11 protein-coding genes and 2 pseudogenes are annotated in these 16,505 nt (G+C 41.4%); 6 read left to right on the forward strand and 7 right to left on the reverse strand.

Translation table 11 applies throughout. The features are described 5' to 3' along the window. Nucleotides 1–335: 335 nt before the first annotated feature. From FTV38_RS00475 to rlmH, 3 genes are all read right to left on the reverse strand, one after another. A complete protein-coding gene (locus tag FTV38_RS00475; RefSeq protein ID WP_180020701.1) occupies nucleotides 336–1,112 on the reverse strand; it encodes an META and DUF4377 domain-containing protein in 777 nt (258 codons plus the stop codon). A gap of 168 nt (nucleotides 1,113–1,280) precedes the next feature. After that, the gene (locus tag FTV38_RS00480) at nucleotides 1,281–2,057 is read right to left on the reverse strand and encodes a dioxygenase (protein WP_078189859.1); all 777 of its coding nucleotides are present in this window, start codon (nucleotides 2,055–2,057) and stop codon (nucleotides 1,281–1,283) included. A gap of 136 nt (nucleotides 2,058–2,193) precedes the next feature. Beyond that, on the reverse strand, nucleotides 2,194–2,676 hold the full coding sequence (gene rlmH / locus FTV38_RS00485) for a 23S rRNA (pseudouridine(1915)-N(3))-methyltransferase RlmH (RefSeq protein ID WP_078189858.1): 483 nt from the start codon (nucleotides 2,674–2,676) through the stop codon (nucleotides 2,194–2,196). A gap of 152 nt (nucleotides 2,677–2,828) precedes the next feature. Between rlmH and FTV38_RS00490 the strand changes: the two genes are divergently transcribed. Next, nucleotides 2,829–3,791: a M20/M25/M40 family metallo-hydrolase gene (locus tag FTV38_RS00490; RefSeq protein WP_373685846.1), complete on the forward strand. Its 963-nt coding sequence runs from the start codon at nucleotides 2,829–2,831 to the stop codon at nucleotides 3,789–3,791. Nucleotides 3,792–4,261: 470 nt separating this feature from the next. Here the strand turns inward: FTV38_RS00490 and lon are convergent, their stop codons facing one another. From lon to FTV38_RS00505, 3 genes are all read right to left on the reverse strand, one after another. Next, a complete protein-coding gene (gene lon, locus FTV38_RS00495) occupies nucleotides 4,262–6,688 on the reverse strand; it encodes an endopeptidase La (RefSeq protein ID WP_180020702.1) in 2,427 nt (808 codons plus the stop codon). A 147-nt stretch (nucleotides 6,689–6,835) separates the two neighbouring features. After that, nucleotides 6,836–7,423 carry a 5-formyltetrahydrofolate cyclo-ligase gene (locus FTV38_RS00500; protein WP_180020703.1) on the reverse strand — a complete coding sequence of 196 codons (588 nt, stop codon included), beginning with the start codon at nucleotides 7,421–7,423 and terminating at the stop codon, nucleotides 6,836–6,838. Nucleotides 7,424–7,728: 305 nt separating this feature from the next. Continuing rightward, on the reverse strand, nucleotides 7,729–8,103 hold the full coding sequence (locus FTV38_RS00505; RefSeq protein WP_078191329.1) for a diacylglycerol kinase: 375 nt from the start codon (nucleotides 8,101–8,103) through the stop codon (nucleotides 7,729–7,731). Nucleotides 8,104–8,475: 372 nt separating this feature from the next. Between FTV38_RS00505 and FTV38_RS00510 the strand changes: the two are divergent. Together FTV38_RS00510 and FTV38_RS18005 are read left to right on the forward strand one after the other, a co-directional pair. Beyond that, nucleotides 8,476–9,255, forward strand: a pseudogene (locus FTV38_RS00510) (MBL fold metallo-hydrolase); the annotation flags it as partial. 90 nt (nucleotides 9,256–9,345) lie between these two features. Then, nucleotides 9,346–9,564 (forward strand): annotated as a pseudogene (locus FTV38_RS18005) (hypothetical protein); the annotation flags it as partial. Nucleotides 9,565–9,620: 56 nt separating this feature from the next. Here FTV38_RS18005 and FTV38_RS00520 read toward each other — a convergent pair. Beyond that, nucleotides 9,621–10,808 (reverse strand): glycerophosphodiester phosphodiesterase, encoded by a 1,188-nt coding sequence (locus tag FTV38_RS00520; RefSeq protein WP_180020704.1) that lies wholly within the window; start codon nucleotides 10,806–10,808, stop codon nucleotides 9,621–9,623. A 276-nt stretch (nucleotides 10,809–11,084) separates the two neighbouring features. Here FTV38_RS00520 and FTV38_RS00525 point away from each other — a divergent pair, with 276 nt between their 5' ends. The 3 genes from FTV38_RS00525 (at nucleotide 11,085) to FTV38_RS00535 (ending at nucleotide 16,433) form a co-directional block, all read left to right on the forward strand. Further along, the gene (locus FTV38_RS00525) at nucleotides 11,085–14,186 is read left to right on the forward strand and encodes a multidrug efflux RND transporter permease subunit (RefSeq protein ID WP_180020706.1); all 3,102 of its coding nucleotides are present in this window, start codon (nucleotides 11,085–11,087) and stop codon (nucleotides 14,184–14,186) included. Between the two features lie 232 nt (nucleotides 14,187–14,418). After that, a complete protein-coding gene (gene mgtE / locus FTV38_RS00530) occupies nucleotides 14,419–15,762 on the forward strand; it encodes a magnesium transporter (RefSeq protein WP_180007504.1) in 1,344 nt (447 codons plus the stop codon). Nucleotides 15,763–15,842: 80 nt separating this feature from the next. Then, nucleotides 15,843–16,433: a DUF4112 domain-containing protein gene (locus FTV38_RS00535; RefSeq protein WP_180020708.1), complete on the forward strand. Its 591-nt coding sequence runs from the start codon at nucleotides 15,843–15,845 to the stop codon at nucleotides 16,431–16,433. Nucleotides 16,434–16,505: the final 72 nt, after the last annotated feature.

The following is a 16,505-nucleotide window of genomic DNA, read 5'->3' on the forward strand; positions in this document are numbered from 1 at the left end:
CACTAAGAATGTCATACTGCCATCGTTAATTTGAGAGTTATTTGGGCGGGTAAAGCCTTATTTTCTACGAGAACCCACGTCTTTTGAGTTAATTGTTTTGCTTCAAAATCGCGTCAATGGGTAATTCGCTGTATGCTTAAAAATATCTGTCTGTTGATTGCGATTCGTCAGGATGAATTCAGTAATTTGCAAGAAGGAGCTTTAGATTAACATCGCTAAAGCGTTGGCTGAACAGTACATCGTGATTTCAATACTATGCATATCCAATCAGCGTTTGCGGTTGTGTAGATATAAAAAAACCGAGGCGATGACCTCGGTTTTTTATCGGCTGTAACTTACAACGTACCTTTTACGGTTTCACGTTCGACTGACATATCAAAAATATAGGCATATTTTGATTGGTCAGCAGCAGGGTTTTTACGTTCAAAACGTTTTACGCGAATAATTTGGCGTTCTGCAGGAGTGTGCTTAAAGCCTTCAATTTGATCGTAAAATAAAGTCCAGTCTTTATCAACTTGTGTTTTTAGGCCTTTTTCATCGTATTTCACTTCACGTACTTGCAAACAAGTTTGTGGAGCAACGCCTGTACATTGTTTAGTTTCAGGGCTGATTTCAAGGAAAATCGTTTCGCCTTGCGAGTTGTACTGAGTTTCAGGTGTTAATTTTCCAGTGAAAACCAGTTTTTCACCTGTTGCAGAGATAATGGTTAACGTTGGATTTTGTGGATCTGTAGTATTTAAAACAAAAGGTGCTTTACGGTCACTAAATAGTGAAGATGCAAGTCCTTCTTGTTTCATCGCATTATCAGGACACGCCATCATGGTAGATGCAATGTTGCCTGTTACAAGTGTATTGTGTTCCACTTTCCATTGGGTTGACATGCTATTACAGCTGGTTGAAATACCCAAAGTGCCATTTTCTAAAAAATTTAAAACCAAAGGTTTTGGTGCATTTTCAGTGGAAGTGCTCCATTGATATGAAGCTAAAGTTTTATCAGCATTTTGTTGTTGTAATACGCTCACGGCTAAATCTCCAGCTTTTTGGATATCGCTTGATTGACATGCTGCAAGGGCTAAAGGGAAGAGGACGATCGCTAAATATTTTAATTTCATTACGCTAACTGTTCTAAGTGAATTTCAGCCTGTAGCATAACCCATTCATTTTAAAAAAATATGAATACATTCAGCTCAAATAAGTAGCAAAATGTATCCATAAATAATAATTTGTTAACTTATTAATATAAATTATGAATAAGTCAAGCTATCTCGTTTTATTCACGTTTAATCAAAACGATAAATATCCATACCCAGCGAACCCATACTAAAGCTACTGTGAACAATAGAGAAGCGGGGGCCTGCACCCATCGCAAAGAAGATGGGTGCAAAATGTTCAATGGTCGGATGGTTGCGTTGTACAAACGGGATATTTTGCCAGTCGAGAACTGCATCAAAATCTTGATGAGTGAGTTTATTGACCACAAAATTACGGAATGTAGACGCCCATTCAGGCACGGCTGCTGCACGTCCATCCCAAGCCAACTCACGTAAGTTATGAGTAATACTGCCCGATCCAATCAACAGGATTTGCTTGTCACGTAAAGGTGCAAGCGTTTGTCCAATTTTATAGATCTCTTGCGCAGACATGGTCATTGGCAGTGATATTTCAATCACAGGAATGTCAGCATCAGGATACATATGCAATAACGGCATCCAAACGCCATGATCGCGTGGACGGGTGCTGTTGGCATGTGCCGATAATCCTGCATTGGCAAGCAAATGAAGGATTTCTTCTGCAAGCTCTGGGTTACCCGGTGCTGGATAACGAATATCATAAAGTTCCGCAGGGAAACCACGGAAGTCATGCCAAGTTTCAGGACGGGCACTGGTACTTACTTCTAGTGCGTTACTTTCCCAATGTGCGGACATGATAATAATGGCTTCCGGTTTTGGAAGATTCAGGCTTAAACGTTCCAACGCAGGACCGACTTGCTCAGGATTGATGGCAAGCATAGGTGAGCCATGGGAAATAAATAAACCTGGAAGTGTTTGTAAATTCATCGCGGTCGCCGCTGGTTGTTTAAAGGAAATGATGATCATGCACTAAATTATTCAGCGTAACAATTCGGATAATTTCAACGGTTTGTTTCATTGTTGCAACGCTGTAACTGCTGTATACGCTGGATGTTAGTTCGGATTAACCCGCACGATGGTAAGGGTGATTATGGTTAATACTCATTGCACGGTATAGCTGTTCGATGAGCATGACACGAACCATTGGGTGTGGCAAAGTTAGTTTAGACAAAGACCAATGCCATGCTGCAGCTTTGCGTACCGCTTCAGAATGTCCATCTGGCCCACCAATGGCTAAAACCACATCATTGCCTTCAAGCATCCAGCCTTTCATGGTTTCAGCCAGTTTTTCGGTACTGAACTCTCGACCACCGACTTCTAAGGCGATCAACACTTCATTCGATTTCATGGCATTTAAAATGCTGTCACCTTCAATTTGACGGTATTTTAAAATATCGGCTTCAGAGTCGTTCTTGCCACGTTTAGCCATAGGTAATTCAATGATTTGCGTTTGAACAAATGGCTGAATACGTTTGAAATAATCTTCAAAACCCGTCAGAACCCATGCTGGCATTTTTTGACCGATTGTCAGAATACGAATTTTCATACAGCGCCTGAAAGTATACAAAAGAGCATTATAACGGTTCGCTTGAGCTTTGTATGTTCAGACACAATTTGCAATTGAAATCGTGTTCTGCTTGCTGTTTAAATACGCAGCATAAGCAGATTAGATCAAAGATGAAAATTGGAATAATAACAATGAAAAAAACATGGCAGGACGGCAAATTATTTTTGCTCAAGCAAGCAGCAATGCTTTCAATTTTTGCATGGTGTTCATTTGCGGCGTATGCCAACAATATTAGAACCGCTGAACCGGATAATTTAAAAGTCTATTTAGAGCAAATTATTGGTAATGAAGCTGAATATCGTAACTATAAGAACATTCAAGAGTTAAATCGGGTGTCTGCTTGGATTCGTGAGCAGATGCGTTTATTTGGTGTGAATTGCCGTTTTCAAACCTATACCGTCAATAGCCAACCATACCGTAATGTGGTCTGTCCCTTAAATGCAGGGCATAGCAACCGAGTGATCATTGGCGCGCACTACGATGTATTTGAGGAGCAGCATGGCGCTGATGACAATGCTTCTGGCGTTGCAGGTGTACTCGAAGCTGCTCGGATTCTTTCGGCTGAAAAAGCGCGATTAAAACAAAATATTGAATTTGTATTTTATACCCTTGAAGAGCCGCCGTATTTTAGAACAGAGTCGATGGGCAGTTTTATCCATGCAAAATCGGTAGCAAAGGAAAAGGATAAAATTTCAGGTGTGTATATTCTGGAAATGATTGGTTATTTTGATCCCAAAGTCACCCAAGAATATCCAGTTGGACTGAAATGGATTTATCCATCACATACGAATTTTATTGCATCGGTGGGGAATATTCAGTCTCGTGACTTAACTTCATCGTATTGTGCGGCGATGGAGTCTTTGAAGCAGTTGCAATGTGAACGCTTGATTTCACCCTCATTTATTCAGGGTGTGGATTTTTCAGATCATATGAATTATTGGCAATTTGATATGCCGGCGATGATGATCACTGATACGGCATTTTATCGTAATAAGCACTATCACACTGAGCAAGATACCCTGGATAAATTAAACTTAGACAAAATGGCTCAAGTGATTGATGGTTTGGTGAAAACCATCTTAAATTTGAAATAGCATGTCTTTAAAAACATGACATAAAAAACGCAGCCCCGAAAGCCTGTGGACTGCGATAAAAGGTCATCTACCTGGAGATGTAGATGACCATCTTGTTCCAATGATCATCACGCTTTTAGACGTGATTGGAACCAATAAAGAAACATACAGCGCGTATATCTCTTTACTATATATGTGGGATAGAGGGCGATATTTCAAGTAATAGCATGCAAATATTGTAAGACTTTCTTATTGGCTCTTATTGATCTTGATGTCGACTTTGAAATAGTGATCCACAATAACTGTAGCTGTAGCTGTAGCTGTAGCTGTAGCTGTAGTCTTGAGTCTTGAGTCTTGAGTCTTGAGTCTTGAGTCTTGAGTCTAATAGTTGCGAAGGATTTGAATGAAAAGTTCCGAATATTCAGCACGAAAAAAATGGATATAAAAAAGCCCTGTCGAAACAGGGCTTTTTTATTACGAGTTGCTAGCGCTTAGTGACGAGCAGCTTTGCCACCTTCAGTTGCTTTGACAATCGGTGTCTTTGCAAGAGGTTTAGGCATATCAACCAAGGCTAGTGGTAAAATCTCATCAATCGATTTCACTGGTTTAATTTCTAGACCTTCTTTGACATTGTCTGGAATCTCAGCCAAGTCACGAACGTTGTCTTGTGGGATAAAGACAAGCTTAATGCCACCACGGTGAGCAGCGAGAAGTTTCTCTTTTAAACCACCAATGCGCATTGCACGGCCACCCAGACTGGTTTCACCAGTCATTGCGATATCTGGACGAATTGCAATGCCTGTAAAAGCTGAAACAAGAGCGGTAGTTAGGGCTAAACCAGCAGATGGACCATCTTTCGGTGTTGCACCTTCTGGTAAATGCACGTGTACATCTGTTTCTTCAAAGCGAATCGCTTCAATACCTAGTTCATCTGCACGGGTACGTACAACGGTCATCGCTGTTGTGATCGATTCTTTCATGACATCGCCAAGAGAACCGGTGGTAATGAACTTGCCTTTACCTTTCACTGCTGCAACTTCAATTGTTAGTAGTTCACCACCAACAGATGTCCAAGCCAAGCCGTTTACACGACCCACTTCAGCTTCTTCTTCGGCCATACCGAAGTCGAATTTGTGTGGACCTAAGTAGTCAGGAAGATTTTTCGAATTCACTTCAATTTGAAGATTTTTCGCTTTCTTGCTCACTGCTTCTTTTACCACTTTACGTGCAATTTTAGACACTTCACGTTCTAAGCTACGGACACCGGCTTCACGTGTATAACGTTGTACGATATCGCGGATGGCTTCTTCGTGAACGGTTAATTCTTTCGCACGTAGACCGTTGTTCTTGATGGCTTTTGGAACAAGGTAACGTTCAGCAATATTCACTTTTTCATCTTCGGTATAACCCGGTAGACGAATCACTTCCATACGGTCAAGCAAAGCTTCTGGAATATTCATGCTGTTTGCAGTGCAGATGAACATCACTTCAGAAAGGTCTAGATCAAGATCTAAATAGTGATCATTGAACTTACTGTTTTGTGATGGATCGAGGACTTCAAGCAATGCTGAAGCAGGGTCACCACGGTAGTCTTGCGCCATCTTGTCGATTTCATCGAGTAAGAACAGTGGGTTCTTTACGCCAACTTTTGTCAAAGACTGCACAATTTTACCGGGCATCGCACCGATATATGTACGACGGTGACCACGAATTTCAGCTTCGTCACGCACGCCGCCAAGCGCCATACGGACAAATTCACGACCAGTCGCTTTGGCAACAGATTCACCGAGTGAAGTTTTACCAACACCTGGAGGACCAACTAAGCACAGGATTGGACCACGAAGTTTTTTCACACGTGATTGAACAGCAAGGTATTCCACGATGCGGTCTTTCACGTCGTCTAAACCATAGTGATCGGCATCAAGAATATCTTGAGCTTTCGCAAGGTTAATGCTGACTTTGCTAGCTTTGTTCCAAGGCGTATCTAAAATAACTTCTAGGTAGTTACGCACGACAGCAGCTTCGCTTGAAGCAGGTTGCATCGCTTTTAGCTTGCGGAACTCATTTTCAGCTTTTTTACGTACATGTTCAGGTAAATCGGCTTCAGCTAGACGTTTTTCAATTTCTGCAACGTCATCTTCAGCACCGCCATTCATGTCAGAAAGTTCGCGTTGAATGACCTTCATTTTTTCATTTAAGAAGTATTCACGCTGATTCTTTTCCATTTGGCGTTTTACAGAATCATGTAAGGTTTGCTCAATTTGCTGTTCTTCTGACTGTTGTAATAAGTAGGTCATGAGTTCAGCTAAATGTGCTTCAAATTCATCATGCTCTAAGAATTTTTGTTTGACATCAATATTCAAAGGCACGCGTGTTGCTACGAAGAATAATAATTGCAGTAAATCATCAATTTTATTGGCTGCTGCAATCAATTCACGTGCATTACGCAGTTTTGCTTCTGCATATTGAGCAAATAAGGTACGTAATTCTTCGACACGGTTATTCTGAGTTTCTGAGTCTACAGAAACCGTCATTGGGCTTAATGAATGCTCGGCAGTCAGGTAATCATCGGCATCGATAATTTTTTCTAGCTTGGCACGATATAAGCCTTCAATCAGTACTTTTATACAGTTTTCATCATTCTCATGATTCACAACTTGCACAATCTTCGCGACAGTACCGTATTGATATAAATTGTCGTGATCAATTTCTTCTGTAAGCGAATCTTTTTGTGCAACTACGAATACAAGATTGTCACTGTCACGTGCGACATTGACTGCATTGATCGACTTTTCGCGACCCACAAACAGTGCAATTTGCATGTGAGGATATACAACCACATCTCGTAGCGCTAAAAGCGGTAATACGCTCGGAATTGTAGTTTCCAAGCTTTCTTCATTCATAATAATCTCAGACATGGGCACTCCTAATGAGTGACAACGGTGTTGCCATGTTTTTTATAGTGATGTGTATTTTTTAAATTACAAGGGTCATGCCAATTAAAATGTATAAAAAATGACTAAATATGTGATTTTTAAGTGTAACTCAGCGTCAAAAATATCAAATTAACGTTTGAAACTTAAAGTTTGAGATGGGCTGATAAAGCCATCTAGCGGTTGATCCCATGCTTCTCGGACTAAGGGGTCTTGGATGAGTTGAAAATCGTGACCAAGTCCTAAACGGTAGGGTATAGAGTGAGCTGTTGCTAATGTTTTATCGTAGAAGCCACCCCCCATGCCAATACGTGTGCCGTACTTGTCGCAAGCGAGCAAGGGCATGATTAAAAGGTCAAGATGAGAAACATGCTTCCCACGACTCGCCATAGGCTCTTTCATGCCGAGTGGGTGATGAGAAAAACGTTTGTTGATGTATTGATGTCGTGAGATTTCAACCCAAACCAGTTGCTGATTCATGTTGCAAATCATGGGTAAATACACGTGTTTTTGATGCGAAAAACAGTAGTGGATGAGCTGTTGAGTGTGAATTTCACCGAATGCATGTAAATACACGCCTATATGCTGACTGCGCTGAAAATGACTGAGTCGGATTAAACGCTGTAGGACCTGTTGTTCAGCTTGTCGTTGGGCCCATAGGTTTAGGCTACGACGCTGCTTGCGGAGTTGTTTGCGAAGGCTGGTGGTGCTCAAAGTCATGATTCATTTCAAAGTAGCACAAAATTCTCAAGGCATTTTAACGTGTTCAAGCTTAAAAGTCCGAAAAAATAGGTTTTATCTTTTCTTGTAAAAGCGTCCTTAAGAAGCGGTCTGCTCAATGAATGTGTATCTATTTTCCCCCCTCTAATCTTGTTTAAGCCAATGATTTCATAGTTTGAATTTTTGGCTTATTTCGATGGATCAGTAGATGTGCATAGGGAAGCGTAAATTTTACTTAAAAAACAGAAATAAGGAATTAAAAAAAGCAGGGCATAACCCTGCAAATAGAGTGAGACAGCCTTTATTTAAGGCAAAAGAATAATTAACCAAGTAAAAAAAATAATTGCTAAAGCGACAAATTGAGCTGCACTTCCCATATCTTTGGCAATTTTAGAAAGTGGATGCTTGTCTAAAGATACCCGGTCGACAACGGCTTCAATGGCAGAGTTGAATAACTCAACAATCAAGGCAAATAAACACACCACCACCATAAGCGCATGTTCAGCACGACTGACATCGAGAAAACAACTGGTGGGAATAAGCACCATATTCATCCAGACAATTTGTCGAAATGCAGCTTCATTTTGATAAGCAGCTTTGAATCCATCGAGGGAATATTGCGTTGCATTTAAAATTCGTTTAAGTCCAGATTTACCTTTAAACGGGGAAATTTCACTCATAGTACTGTACAGACGTATAGATTTAAAAACTGGCGAAAATATAGCATGCCAAGCTTAAAGTTTTCTTGCATTCAGTTTTTATTTTATTGGGCATTAAAGTTTAGGATGATTTACATAAGCCTATATCAAGTTAGTGCTATGTTTATCCAGTATTGGACTTAAAATTTGCCTGAATTTCAGGCACAATACAGGCGTTTAAAATTTTTAATTTTGAAGCCTTTGCTTCATTGCATGAAATAATAAAAGTGATATAGGTCAACAATGAAAAACTTTAGTTTTGCTGTGCTTGCAGCAACACTTTTAACCAGCCAGTTTGTCAGTGCAGAGCCGGCAGTTATTCAAACGGAAATCAAATCGAATGTGACACAGCCCATGGGATTTTATCCTTTCCAAGTGGGTGCATATAAAGTCATCGCTTTAAAAGATGGGACACTCGAATTAAGTCCTGATTTGTTTAAACAAAACTTAACTCCAGAAGAAGTCAGTGCCTTATTTCAAAAGCTTGCGGTTGATCAGAGCAAAGGCATACAAACCAGTGTCAATGCCTACCTGATTGATGATGGACAAGGCGGCATCAGTCTTGTCGATAGTGGTGCAGCCAGTTGTTTTGGACCAAACTTAGGTTCTATTGCACAAAACATTGAAGCGGCCGGCTATAAGCTTAATCGTGTACGCAGTGTTTTCTTAACCCATTTACATCCAGATCATACATGTGGCATTGCGAAACAAGGTAAGGCCGTGTTTCCAAATGCAACGATTTACGTCAATGAACAAGAAAGTCAGTATTGGTTAAGTGAAAGCACCGTCAACACTTTAGCTGCCGAAAAACGTGACGGTTATTTAGCAACCGTTGCAAAAATTAAAGCTGCGATTGCGCCTTATCAGACCATGCGGAGTTTTAAGACTTTTAGCGTTGGTTCTGTGATTAATGGATTAGAAGTACTACCGAGTGTTGGGCATACACCAGGGCATTATTCTTTTATCTTAAAGTCGCAAGCTAAAAGTTTTGCTATCCTCGGTGATGTGGTTCATTCGTATCATTTACAGTTTGAACAACCCAAGTTATCTGTCGATTTTGATGTCGATCCGGTCAAAGCCAGTGAAACTCGTTTAGCAATTTTTAAACGTTTTGCTCAAGAGCAAACCTTCGTTGCATTTGCACATTTACCATTTCCGGGTATTGGTAAAATTAGTGAAATAAATGATGGTCAGTTCCGTTGGAACCCGCTAAATTTAGCTCCGACAGCTCCGACAGCTCCGACAGCTCCGACAGCTCCGACAGCTCCGACAGCTCCGACAGCTCCGACAGCTCCGACAGCTCCGACAGCTCCGACAGCTCCGACAGCTCCGACAGCTCCGACAGCTCCGACAGCTCCGACAGCTCCGACAGCTCCGACAGCTCCAGCACCTCAGCCAGTGGCAACGCAGTCAGCCGCAGAATATTTGGCAAACCCACTTTAAGATTTCCGTTTAACAATAAAAAAGACGCCTTGGCGTCTTTTTTCATTTTAGGAAAATTAGGGCTTTTGCAGTTGTGTTAAGGTTTTACGCGCCAGTCCCGGATCATCTGCAAATACACCATCTACACCAGCTTTATAGAAGTTTTCAAATTCTTTAGCCGCACCGGTATCACAACGTTCGGTTGCCACTGAGCTACATTTTAAATAGTCAGGTAAAAAACCATTTTCAGGTCTGAGCGTATAAGGATGGACTTTCAAACCAGCAGCATGGGCATCTTTGACAAAATTGGTTTGTTTAAATTCAGTGTTTGAAAAAATATAGGTTTTACTTGGACCTACACCATCTGCATATTTTGCCACTGATTTTAGGCCTTCTGCAGTGGCTAAACTTGCATAATTTTGAGGTGAGCTTTGTTGCTGTAAGTCACCCGGTATGGCAGTTGGGCTATCTAATAATTGAATAATTTTGCCATGTTTGAGGGTTTTCTTTTGCGTGAGTTGATCACGTAAGTATTTAAGATTGGTGGTTTCAAAAGACTGTAAATATACAGGCGCGATATCACGTGTATAACTGTATTTGGCAAGCGTGGTGAGTAAACGATCTTCCATGGCTAGATTTTGCTGTTGGAAAAATGTTGGATGCTTGGTTTCAATATATAAACCAACAATTTTTCCAGTTTTTTTATAATGAGCTTCGGCAAGTTCAATGATTTGTTCGAGCGTTGGGATGCTGTATTGATCATTATATTGAGTGTTATTAGGGCGATATTGAGCAATACGCTCACGTGCTTTTACATTTTGAGTCAGTTCATTCAAATTAAAGTCTTCCGTAAACCATCCTGTATAGTCGATACCATCGATTTTTTTGGTGGTTTTTCGATCCGCAAATTGTGACAGCGTACTAATATTGGTTGTCCCTGAAATTTCACTTTCATGGCGCGCAACCAGATAGCCATCCTTGGTTGGCACTAAATCGGGTTCGATAAAATCCGCACCATCGTCAATCGCTTTTTGATATGCGGCAAGGGTATGCTCAGGTCGCAAAGCACTGGCACCGCGATGCCCAACAATGACAAAACCTGTATCAGGCAAAACAGGGGGCTTGGTGGCATGGGTTTTATCGTCATCCGAATTACATGCAGATAAACCAAAAACGCTAAAAAGGAGCAGTGAAGACACGCCCCATGAGGATTTTACTTTACTTGTTGTCGCTATATTCAACTGCTTTGTTAATTGTTTTTGCATGGCTGCCTCGGCATCTTTTTATATAAATGAATGATGTTGCAGGCATACATTGCAGGGCAGTGGCTAAGACTTCATGACAGAGGCGGTTTTGTCACATAAATTTACTAAAATAGCTGAAATGGAGGCTCTCCATATTTTCTACATATTTCGCTTCAAGCAAGGTTTTTATGTAGTCTAGGCTTGTAATCAAGCACATTGTGATTGATTATCAATAAGATTTTTTGAAAAAATCAATCAACACATTTTATTTCATTAATTGAAAAGTGACATGGGCTGATGCTGTCTAAGTTTTTTATTTATCGACCGATTTTTGCAGGTGTCTTGGCGATCATCGTCATGGCGCTCGGGCTTTTTGCTGTCCTCAATTTACCGGTAGAGCGCTATCCAGATATTGCACCACCACGAATTACGGTCAGTGCAAGTTATAGCGGTGCGTCAGCAGAAACAGTCGAGGAAAGTGTCACACAAGTTCTTGAGCAACAAATTAAAGGAATTGATCATCTTTTATATTTTAGTTCAAGCAGCGACTCTTCAGGTCGAAGCCGGATCAGCATCAGTTTTGAAAATGGCACTGACCCAGATACCGCTCAAGTACAAGTACAAAATGCCATAAATGGAGTAATCAATCGGCTGCCTGAAGATGTGCAGCGCCAAGGGGTAAATGTCTATAAATCTTTGGGTGATACCCATATGGTTATCGGCCTCTATGATGAGACTGGCAAGAGTTCGAATATCGAACTTGGTGACTATATGATGACTCATCTAGAGCAGGACATTGCTCGAATTGAGGGTATCGGTGAAGTCGATGTTTTTGGTTCGCAATTTGCCATGCGCATTTGGCTCAACCCACTGAAGTTAAAGCAATATAGCCTTATGCCCAGTGATATCCGTGCGGCTGTTGAATCACAAAATACGCAGGTTGCAGCCGGAGCCGTAGGTGAATTGCCGAGTGTATCGGATCAATATCTCAATGCAAAAGTCACTTCAGGTTCACGTTTAAAGTCAGTTGAAGAATTTGAAAATATTATTGTCAAATCTGCACGAAACGGCAGTTTTGTCTATTTAAAAGACGTTGCACGTGTTGAATTGGGTGCGGAAAATTATTCAGGGGTGAATACCATTAATGGTTATCCATCTTCAGGGATGGGGATCTCATTGGCTTCTGGGGCAAATGCACTTGAAACCTCTGCCTTAATTAAGCAAGAAATTGAACAGTTAGCGAAGCAATTACCTGCCGGTTATAAAATTGTTTATCCTCGGGATAACACGCCATTTGTACAAGAATCGATTAAAGAAGTGGTGAAAACATTATTTGAAGCCGTTTTACTGGTGGTTTTGGTGATGTTTATCTTCTTACAAAATTGGCGAGCAACACTGATTCCTGCGATTACCGTGCCTGTGGTGATTCTTGGGACTTTAGCGATTTTATATGCTTTGGGCATGACCATTAACACGCTCACGTTGTTTGCATTGGTACTGGCCATCGGTCTGTTGGTCGATGATGCGATTGTGGTGGTAGAAAACGTCGAACGTTTAATGCATGAACAACAATTAACGGCAAAGCATGCGGCCATAGAGTCGATGCATGAAATTAGCGGGGCGTTAATCGGGATTACTTTGGTATTAACCGCTGTCTTCATTCCTATGGCGTTCTTTGGTGGTTCAACGGGTGTGATCTATAGACAATTTTCCATCACACTTGTGGCTGCAATGGGCTTGTCATTGATGGTTGCGCTGATTTTAACCCCTGCATTATGTGCCTTAATTTTAAAACCCAATCCGAAACCACAGCGCTGGGCGATTTGGTTTAACGCCAAATTAGAGATTTTAAAAACCAAATATTTAGCAGTCGCACAAGCCACGGTTCGTTATCGCTTATGGACGGTGGTTTTGTTTGCGGGGCTCATTACGGTATTTGCTTTGTTTTATCGTGCTTTGCCGACCAGTTTTATTCCAAGTGAAGACCAAGGCATTTTGAGTGTGCAACTTAAATTACAAGAAGGTGCACCGATGTCTAAAAGTCGTGAGGTTGGTGAACAAATTCGACAGTACTTTTTGACTGAAGAAAAGCAAAATGTCGATTTGGTGATGATTCGTTATGGACGAAATTTTTCTGGTACGGGTCAAAACTTAGGGCAAGGCTTTATTGCACTGAAGCATTGGGATGAACGTTCAGGACAACACAATTCAGCGCAAGCGATTCGTGAGCGTGCTATGAAACATTTTAAAAAGTTCAACAATGCACAAATCAATGTCAGCATGCCGTCTTCAGTCAATGGTCTTGGTCAAACCGATGGTCTGGAGTTTTGGCTGCGAGATATGAATGGTGAAGGTCGAGCTTATCTCGATGCGCAATTTAAAAGCTTGCAACAGAAATCCGCACAATACAGTAGTTTCGAAAATTTAGACAAACGCTCTAACCCAGACAAAGCTGAACTGAAAGTTGATATTGATCAAAAACAAGCGATGGCCATGGGTTTAACGCAAAATGCGATTAATAGCACCATGAGTAGTGCATGGGGCGGCAGTTATATCAACGATTTCATTGACCGTGGACGTATTAAACGCGTCATGATGCAGGCAGATGCCGAATTCCGTTCTAAACCAGAAGATTTGGCTTATTGGCATGTACGTAATGACCAAAATGAAATGATTCCATTTAGTAATTTTTCAACCATTGGCTGGAGTGGCGGTCCAGAAGTCGTCAATCGCTTTATGGGGTATACCGCGTTACAAATGGAAGCGGATACAGCCAAAAATGTCTCAAGTGGACAAGCCATGCAGGATGTGAAAGCCTTAGTCGATCAGGTGCCTGGTGTGGACGTGGCATGGAGTGGTTTATCCTTTGAAGAGCAAAAATCAAGTCATCAAGCGATTTGGCTGTATTTGGTCTCGATTGGATTTATTTTCCTTTGTCTTGCCGCCCTATATGAAAGTTGGAGCATTCCAACCGCAGTCATGAGTGCGATTCCACTCGGGATTGGCGGTAATATTTTGTTTAGCTACATGACTGGTTTTCCAAATGACATCTACTTCCAAATTGCCTTGCTGACGACCATTGGTCTGTCCTGTAAAAATGCGATCTTGATTGTAGAGTTTGCAGCGATGGCACAAGAAAAAGGCAAACATGTGATCGAGGCTGCAATGGAAGGCGCAGCACTACGTTTACGTCCTATTTTGATGACTTCTTTAGCATTTGGTGCAGGGGTGGTTCCTTTAGTTCTTGCTTTTGGTGCTGGTGCAGCCAGTCGTCAAGAGATCGGGGTAAGCGTACTCGGTGGGGTAATATTCGGTACAGTCTTGGTGCTGATTTTTATTCCGTTTATGTATGTGATGGTCCGATCTATTTTTAAAATCAAGCCGGTGTCTGAAACTTAGAAATAATTCACGCACAGCGTATCGCTCCACTAAAAGCCGCCGTTAAAGCTTGAATACTTTGCGGTGGCTTTTTTATGTCATCAAACTTTCGACAGGGAATTTGCACAGAGAATTTGCACAGAGAATTTTCGCAAACAACGTTCACCGAGAACATATTGAAGAGATTTGAAACTCTTCAGTTTATCCTTCAAAATGTGCACTACATAGAAAGATTAAAATAAGAGTGAGTTGAATGGCGGATTTAATACAAAGACAGCGTGAAATTTCCGCTTTGCTGCAACAACAAAATTATGCAGCAGCAGTTTTCGCTTTACAGCCTCTGAATTACGCTGATCAGGCCCGTTTAATTCAGCAATTTCCAATCGAAGATCAAATCGAGTTACTTTCAGGTTTAGACCATCAAGGCTTGGTATTTGAGTTTTTCCCGTTTGAGTCACAGCGACAGCTGATTTCACGTTATCCACTGCGTCTACAAATTGAACTATTTGATGATATGCATTCTGATGATGCAACGGACTTATATAAAAGTTTAACTGATGCAGAACAAGATCGAATTTACCAACAACTTGATCAAGATACCCAAGAGCATCTAAAGGCGTTATCTGCATATGCAGAAGAGTCTGCAGGTGCAATCATGAGTTCAGACTATGTCAGTATGCCTGCTGACTTTACCATGCAACAAGCCATAGAGGCCTTGCGCCATGAACCGCATGACCGTGAAACCCTATATTTAATTTATGTCACCAATGATCAGTCTCAATTAGAAGGGGTGATTTCACTGCGGCAAATTTTGCAGGCTGACCGTGATGCACGAATTCAACAGGTGATGACCAAAGATGTGGTGACCGGCTGGATAGATGAAGACCAAGAAAGTATTGCTCGAAAATTGGCTGAATATGATTTTATGGCCTTGCCGATTGTGGATCATGCTCAGCGTTTGATGGGGATTGTCACCTATGATGATGCGATGGATGTGGTACAGGCTGAAACCACTGAAGACTTTTTAAAAGCCAGTGCGGTGAGTACTGAACCAGGTATGAGCATTAATAAAGCACCGATTTTAAAATTGTACCAAAAGCGGGTGTTCTGGTTGGTGATATTGGTCTTTGGCAGTTTATTGTCCGGTTTAGGTATTTCCTATTATGAAGACATCATTGCAGCACATATCGTCTTGGTTTTTTTCTTACCCTTACTGGTCGGAAGTGGAGGCAATGCGGGTTCACAGTCTGCGACCTTAATGGTGCGAGCGCTTGCCACTGGGGATGTAAAAATTCGAGATTGGTTTTATTTGTTGGGACGGGAGACGCTCGTCGCGCTTTGCCTCGGTGGAACCATGGCCATTGCTGTATCGATTTTAGGCTACTACCGTGGTGATGCAACCGTCGCTTTGGTCTTGGCTTTAAGTATGATGGGTATCGTATTGCTCGGTTGTTTAATTGGCATGAGTTTGCCCTTTGTACTCAATAAGTTGAAGCTCGATCCTGCAAGTGCATCTGCACCCTTGGTGACCTCGATTTGTGATGCGACAGGCGTGGTGGTGTATTTGATGATTGCTTCACAATTGCTCAATTTATAGAGATTAGCATTTTGCTACAGATTGAAGACTTCTAATATGTTTTAATCTCAGTGATTTACACGGTTTTTATTGGATAAAACATGACTGAACCATTAAAACAAAAAATGTCAAAGCAAGAAGTCATTCGTCTTGAACGCGATCTCGCAAAGTTTGCCAATATGATGGACTCTGTGGTTCGGATTCCATTTACCCGACAAGGGGTAGGTGCAGATGCAGCGTTGAGTACCATTCCGGTCGCTGGTGATATTGCAGGATTCGTCTTGACCTGCTATGCCGTCTATAAGGCCAAACAGATTGGCGTACCACAAGCCAAATTAAATGGTGTGATGAAACTCGCGGTTATGGATGCTGTCGTGGGGTTTATTCCTGTCGCGGGGACGATCTTCGATGTGTTTATTCGTCCGAGCCGTAAAGCTTTAGATGTCGTACACACGCATATACGTGAAGAATATCAAATCAGTACAGATCAACATGTGGTACATCCGTTTTTACATGAAAAATTCGAAGAGAAACAACAGCAATCGGCTTTTTGGCGTAACCCTGTGATTGCATGGTTATGGATCCATATCCCAGATATACTCGGGATGATTTTCTTATTGGTGTTTATCTTTGCAATTTACATGGGCGGTTCATTGCTTTGGCAATGGTTAAAGGCCAATGGGGTATTGTAGATAGGACAGATTTGTGGCTTGAGTGCTAGCAATGAAAGGCTGTTCAACTGAAAAGTGATTGATAAAACAGTA

The organism is Acinetobacter sp. YH16044, assembly GCF_013417145.1.
GTDB classification, from domain to species: domain Bacteria; phylum Pseudomonadota; class Gammaproteobacteria; order Pseudomonadales; family Moraxellaceae; genus Acinetobacter; species Acinetobacter amyesii.

Coding starts and splice junctions, on each gene's coding strand:
- FTV38_RS00475 (WP_180020701.1), bottom strand. CDS start 1,112: ATGAAATTAAAATATTTAGCGATCGTCCTCTTCCCTTTAGCCCTTGCA.
- FTV38_RS00480 (WP_078189859.1), bottom strand. CDS start 2,057: ATGAATTTACAAACACTTCCAGGTTTATTTATTTCCCATGGCTCACCT.
- rlmH (WP_078189858.1), bottom strand. CDS start 2,676: ATGAAAATTCGTATTCTGACAATCGGTCAAAAAATGCCAGCATGGGTT.
- FTV38_RS00490 (WP_373685846.1), top strand. CDS start 2,829: ATGAAAAAAACATGGCAGGACGGCAAATTATTTTTGCTCAAGCAAGCA.
- lon (WP_180020702.1), bottom strand. CDS start 6,688: ATGTCTGAGATTATTATGAATGAAGAAAGCTTGGAAACTACAATTCCG.
- FTV38_RS00500 (WP_180020703.1), bottom strand. CDS start 7,423: ATGACTTTGAGCACCACCAGCCTTCGCAAACAACTCCGCAAGCAGCGT.
- FTV38_RS00505 (WP_078191329.1), bottom strand. CDS start 8,103: ATGAGTGAAATTTCCCCGTTTAAAGGTAAATCTGGACTTAAACGAATT.
- FTV38_RS00520 (WP_180020704.1), bottom strand. CDS start 10,808: ATGCAAAAACAATTAACAAAGCAGTTGAATATAGCGACAACAAGTAAA.
- FTV38_RS00525 (WP_180020706.1), top strand. CDS start 11,085: ATGCTGTCTAAGTTTTTTATTTATCGACCGATTTTTGCAGGTGTCTTG.
- mgtE (WP_180007504.1), top strand. CDS start 14,419: ATGGCGGATTTAATACAAAGACAGCGTGAAATTTCCGCTTTGCTGCAA.
- FTV38_RS00535 (WP_180020708.1), top strand. CDS start 15,843: ATGACTGAACCATTAAAACAAAAAATGTCAAAGCAAGAAGTCATTCGT.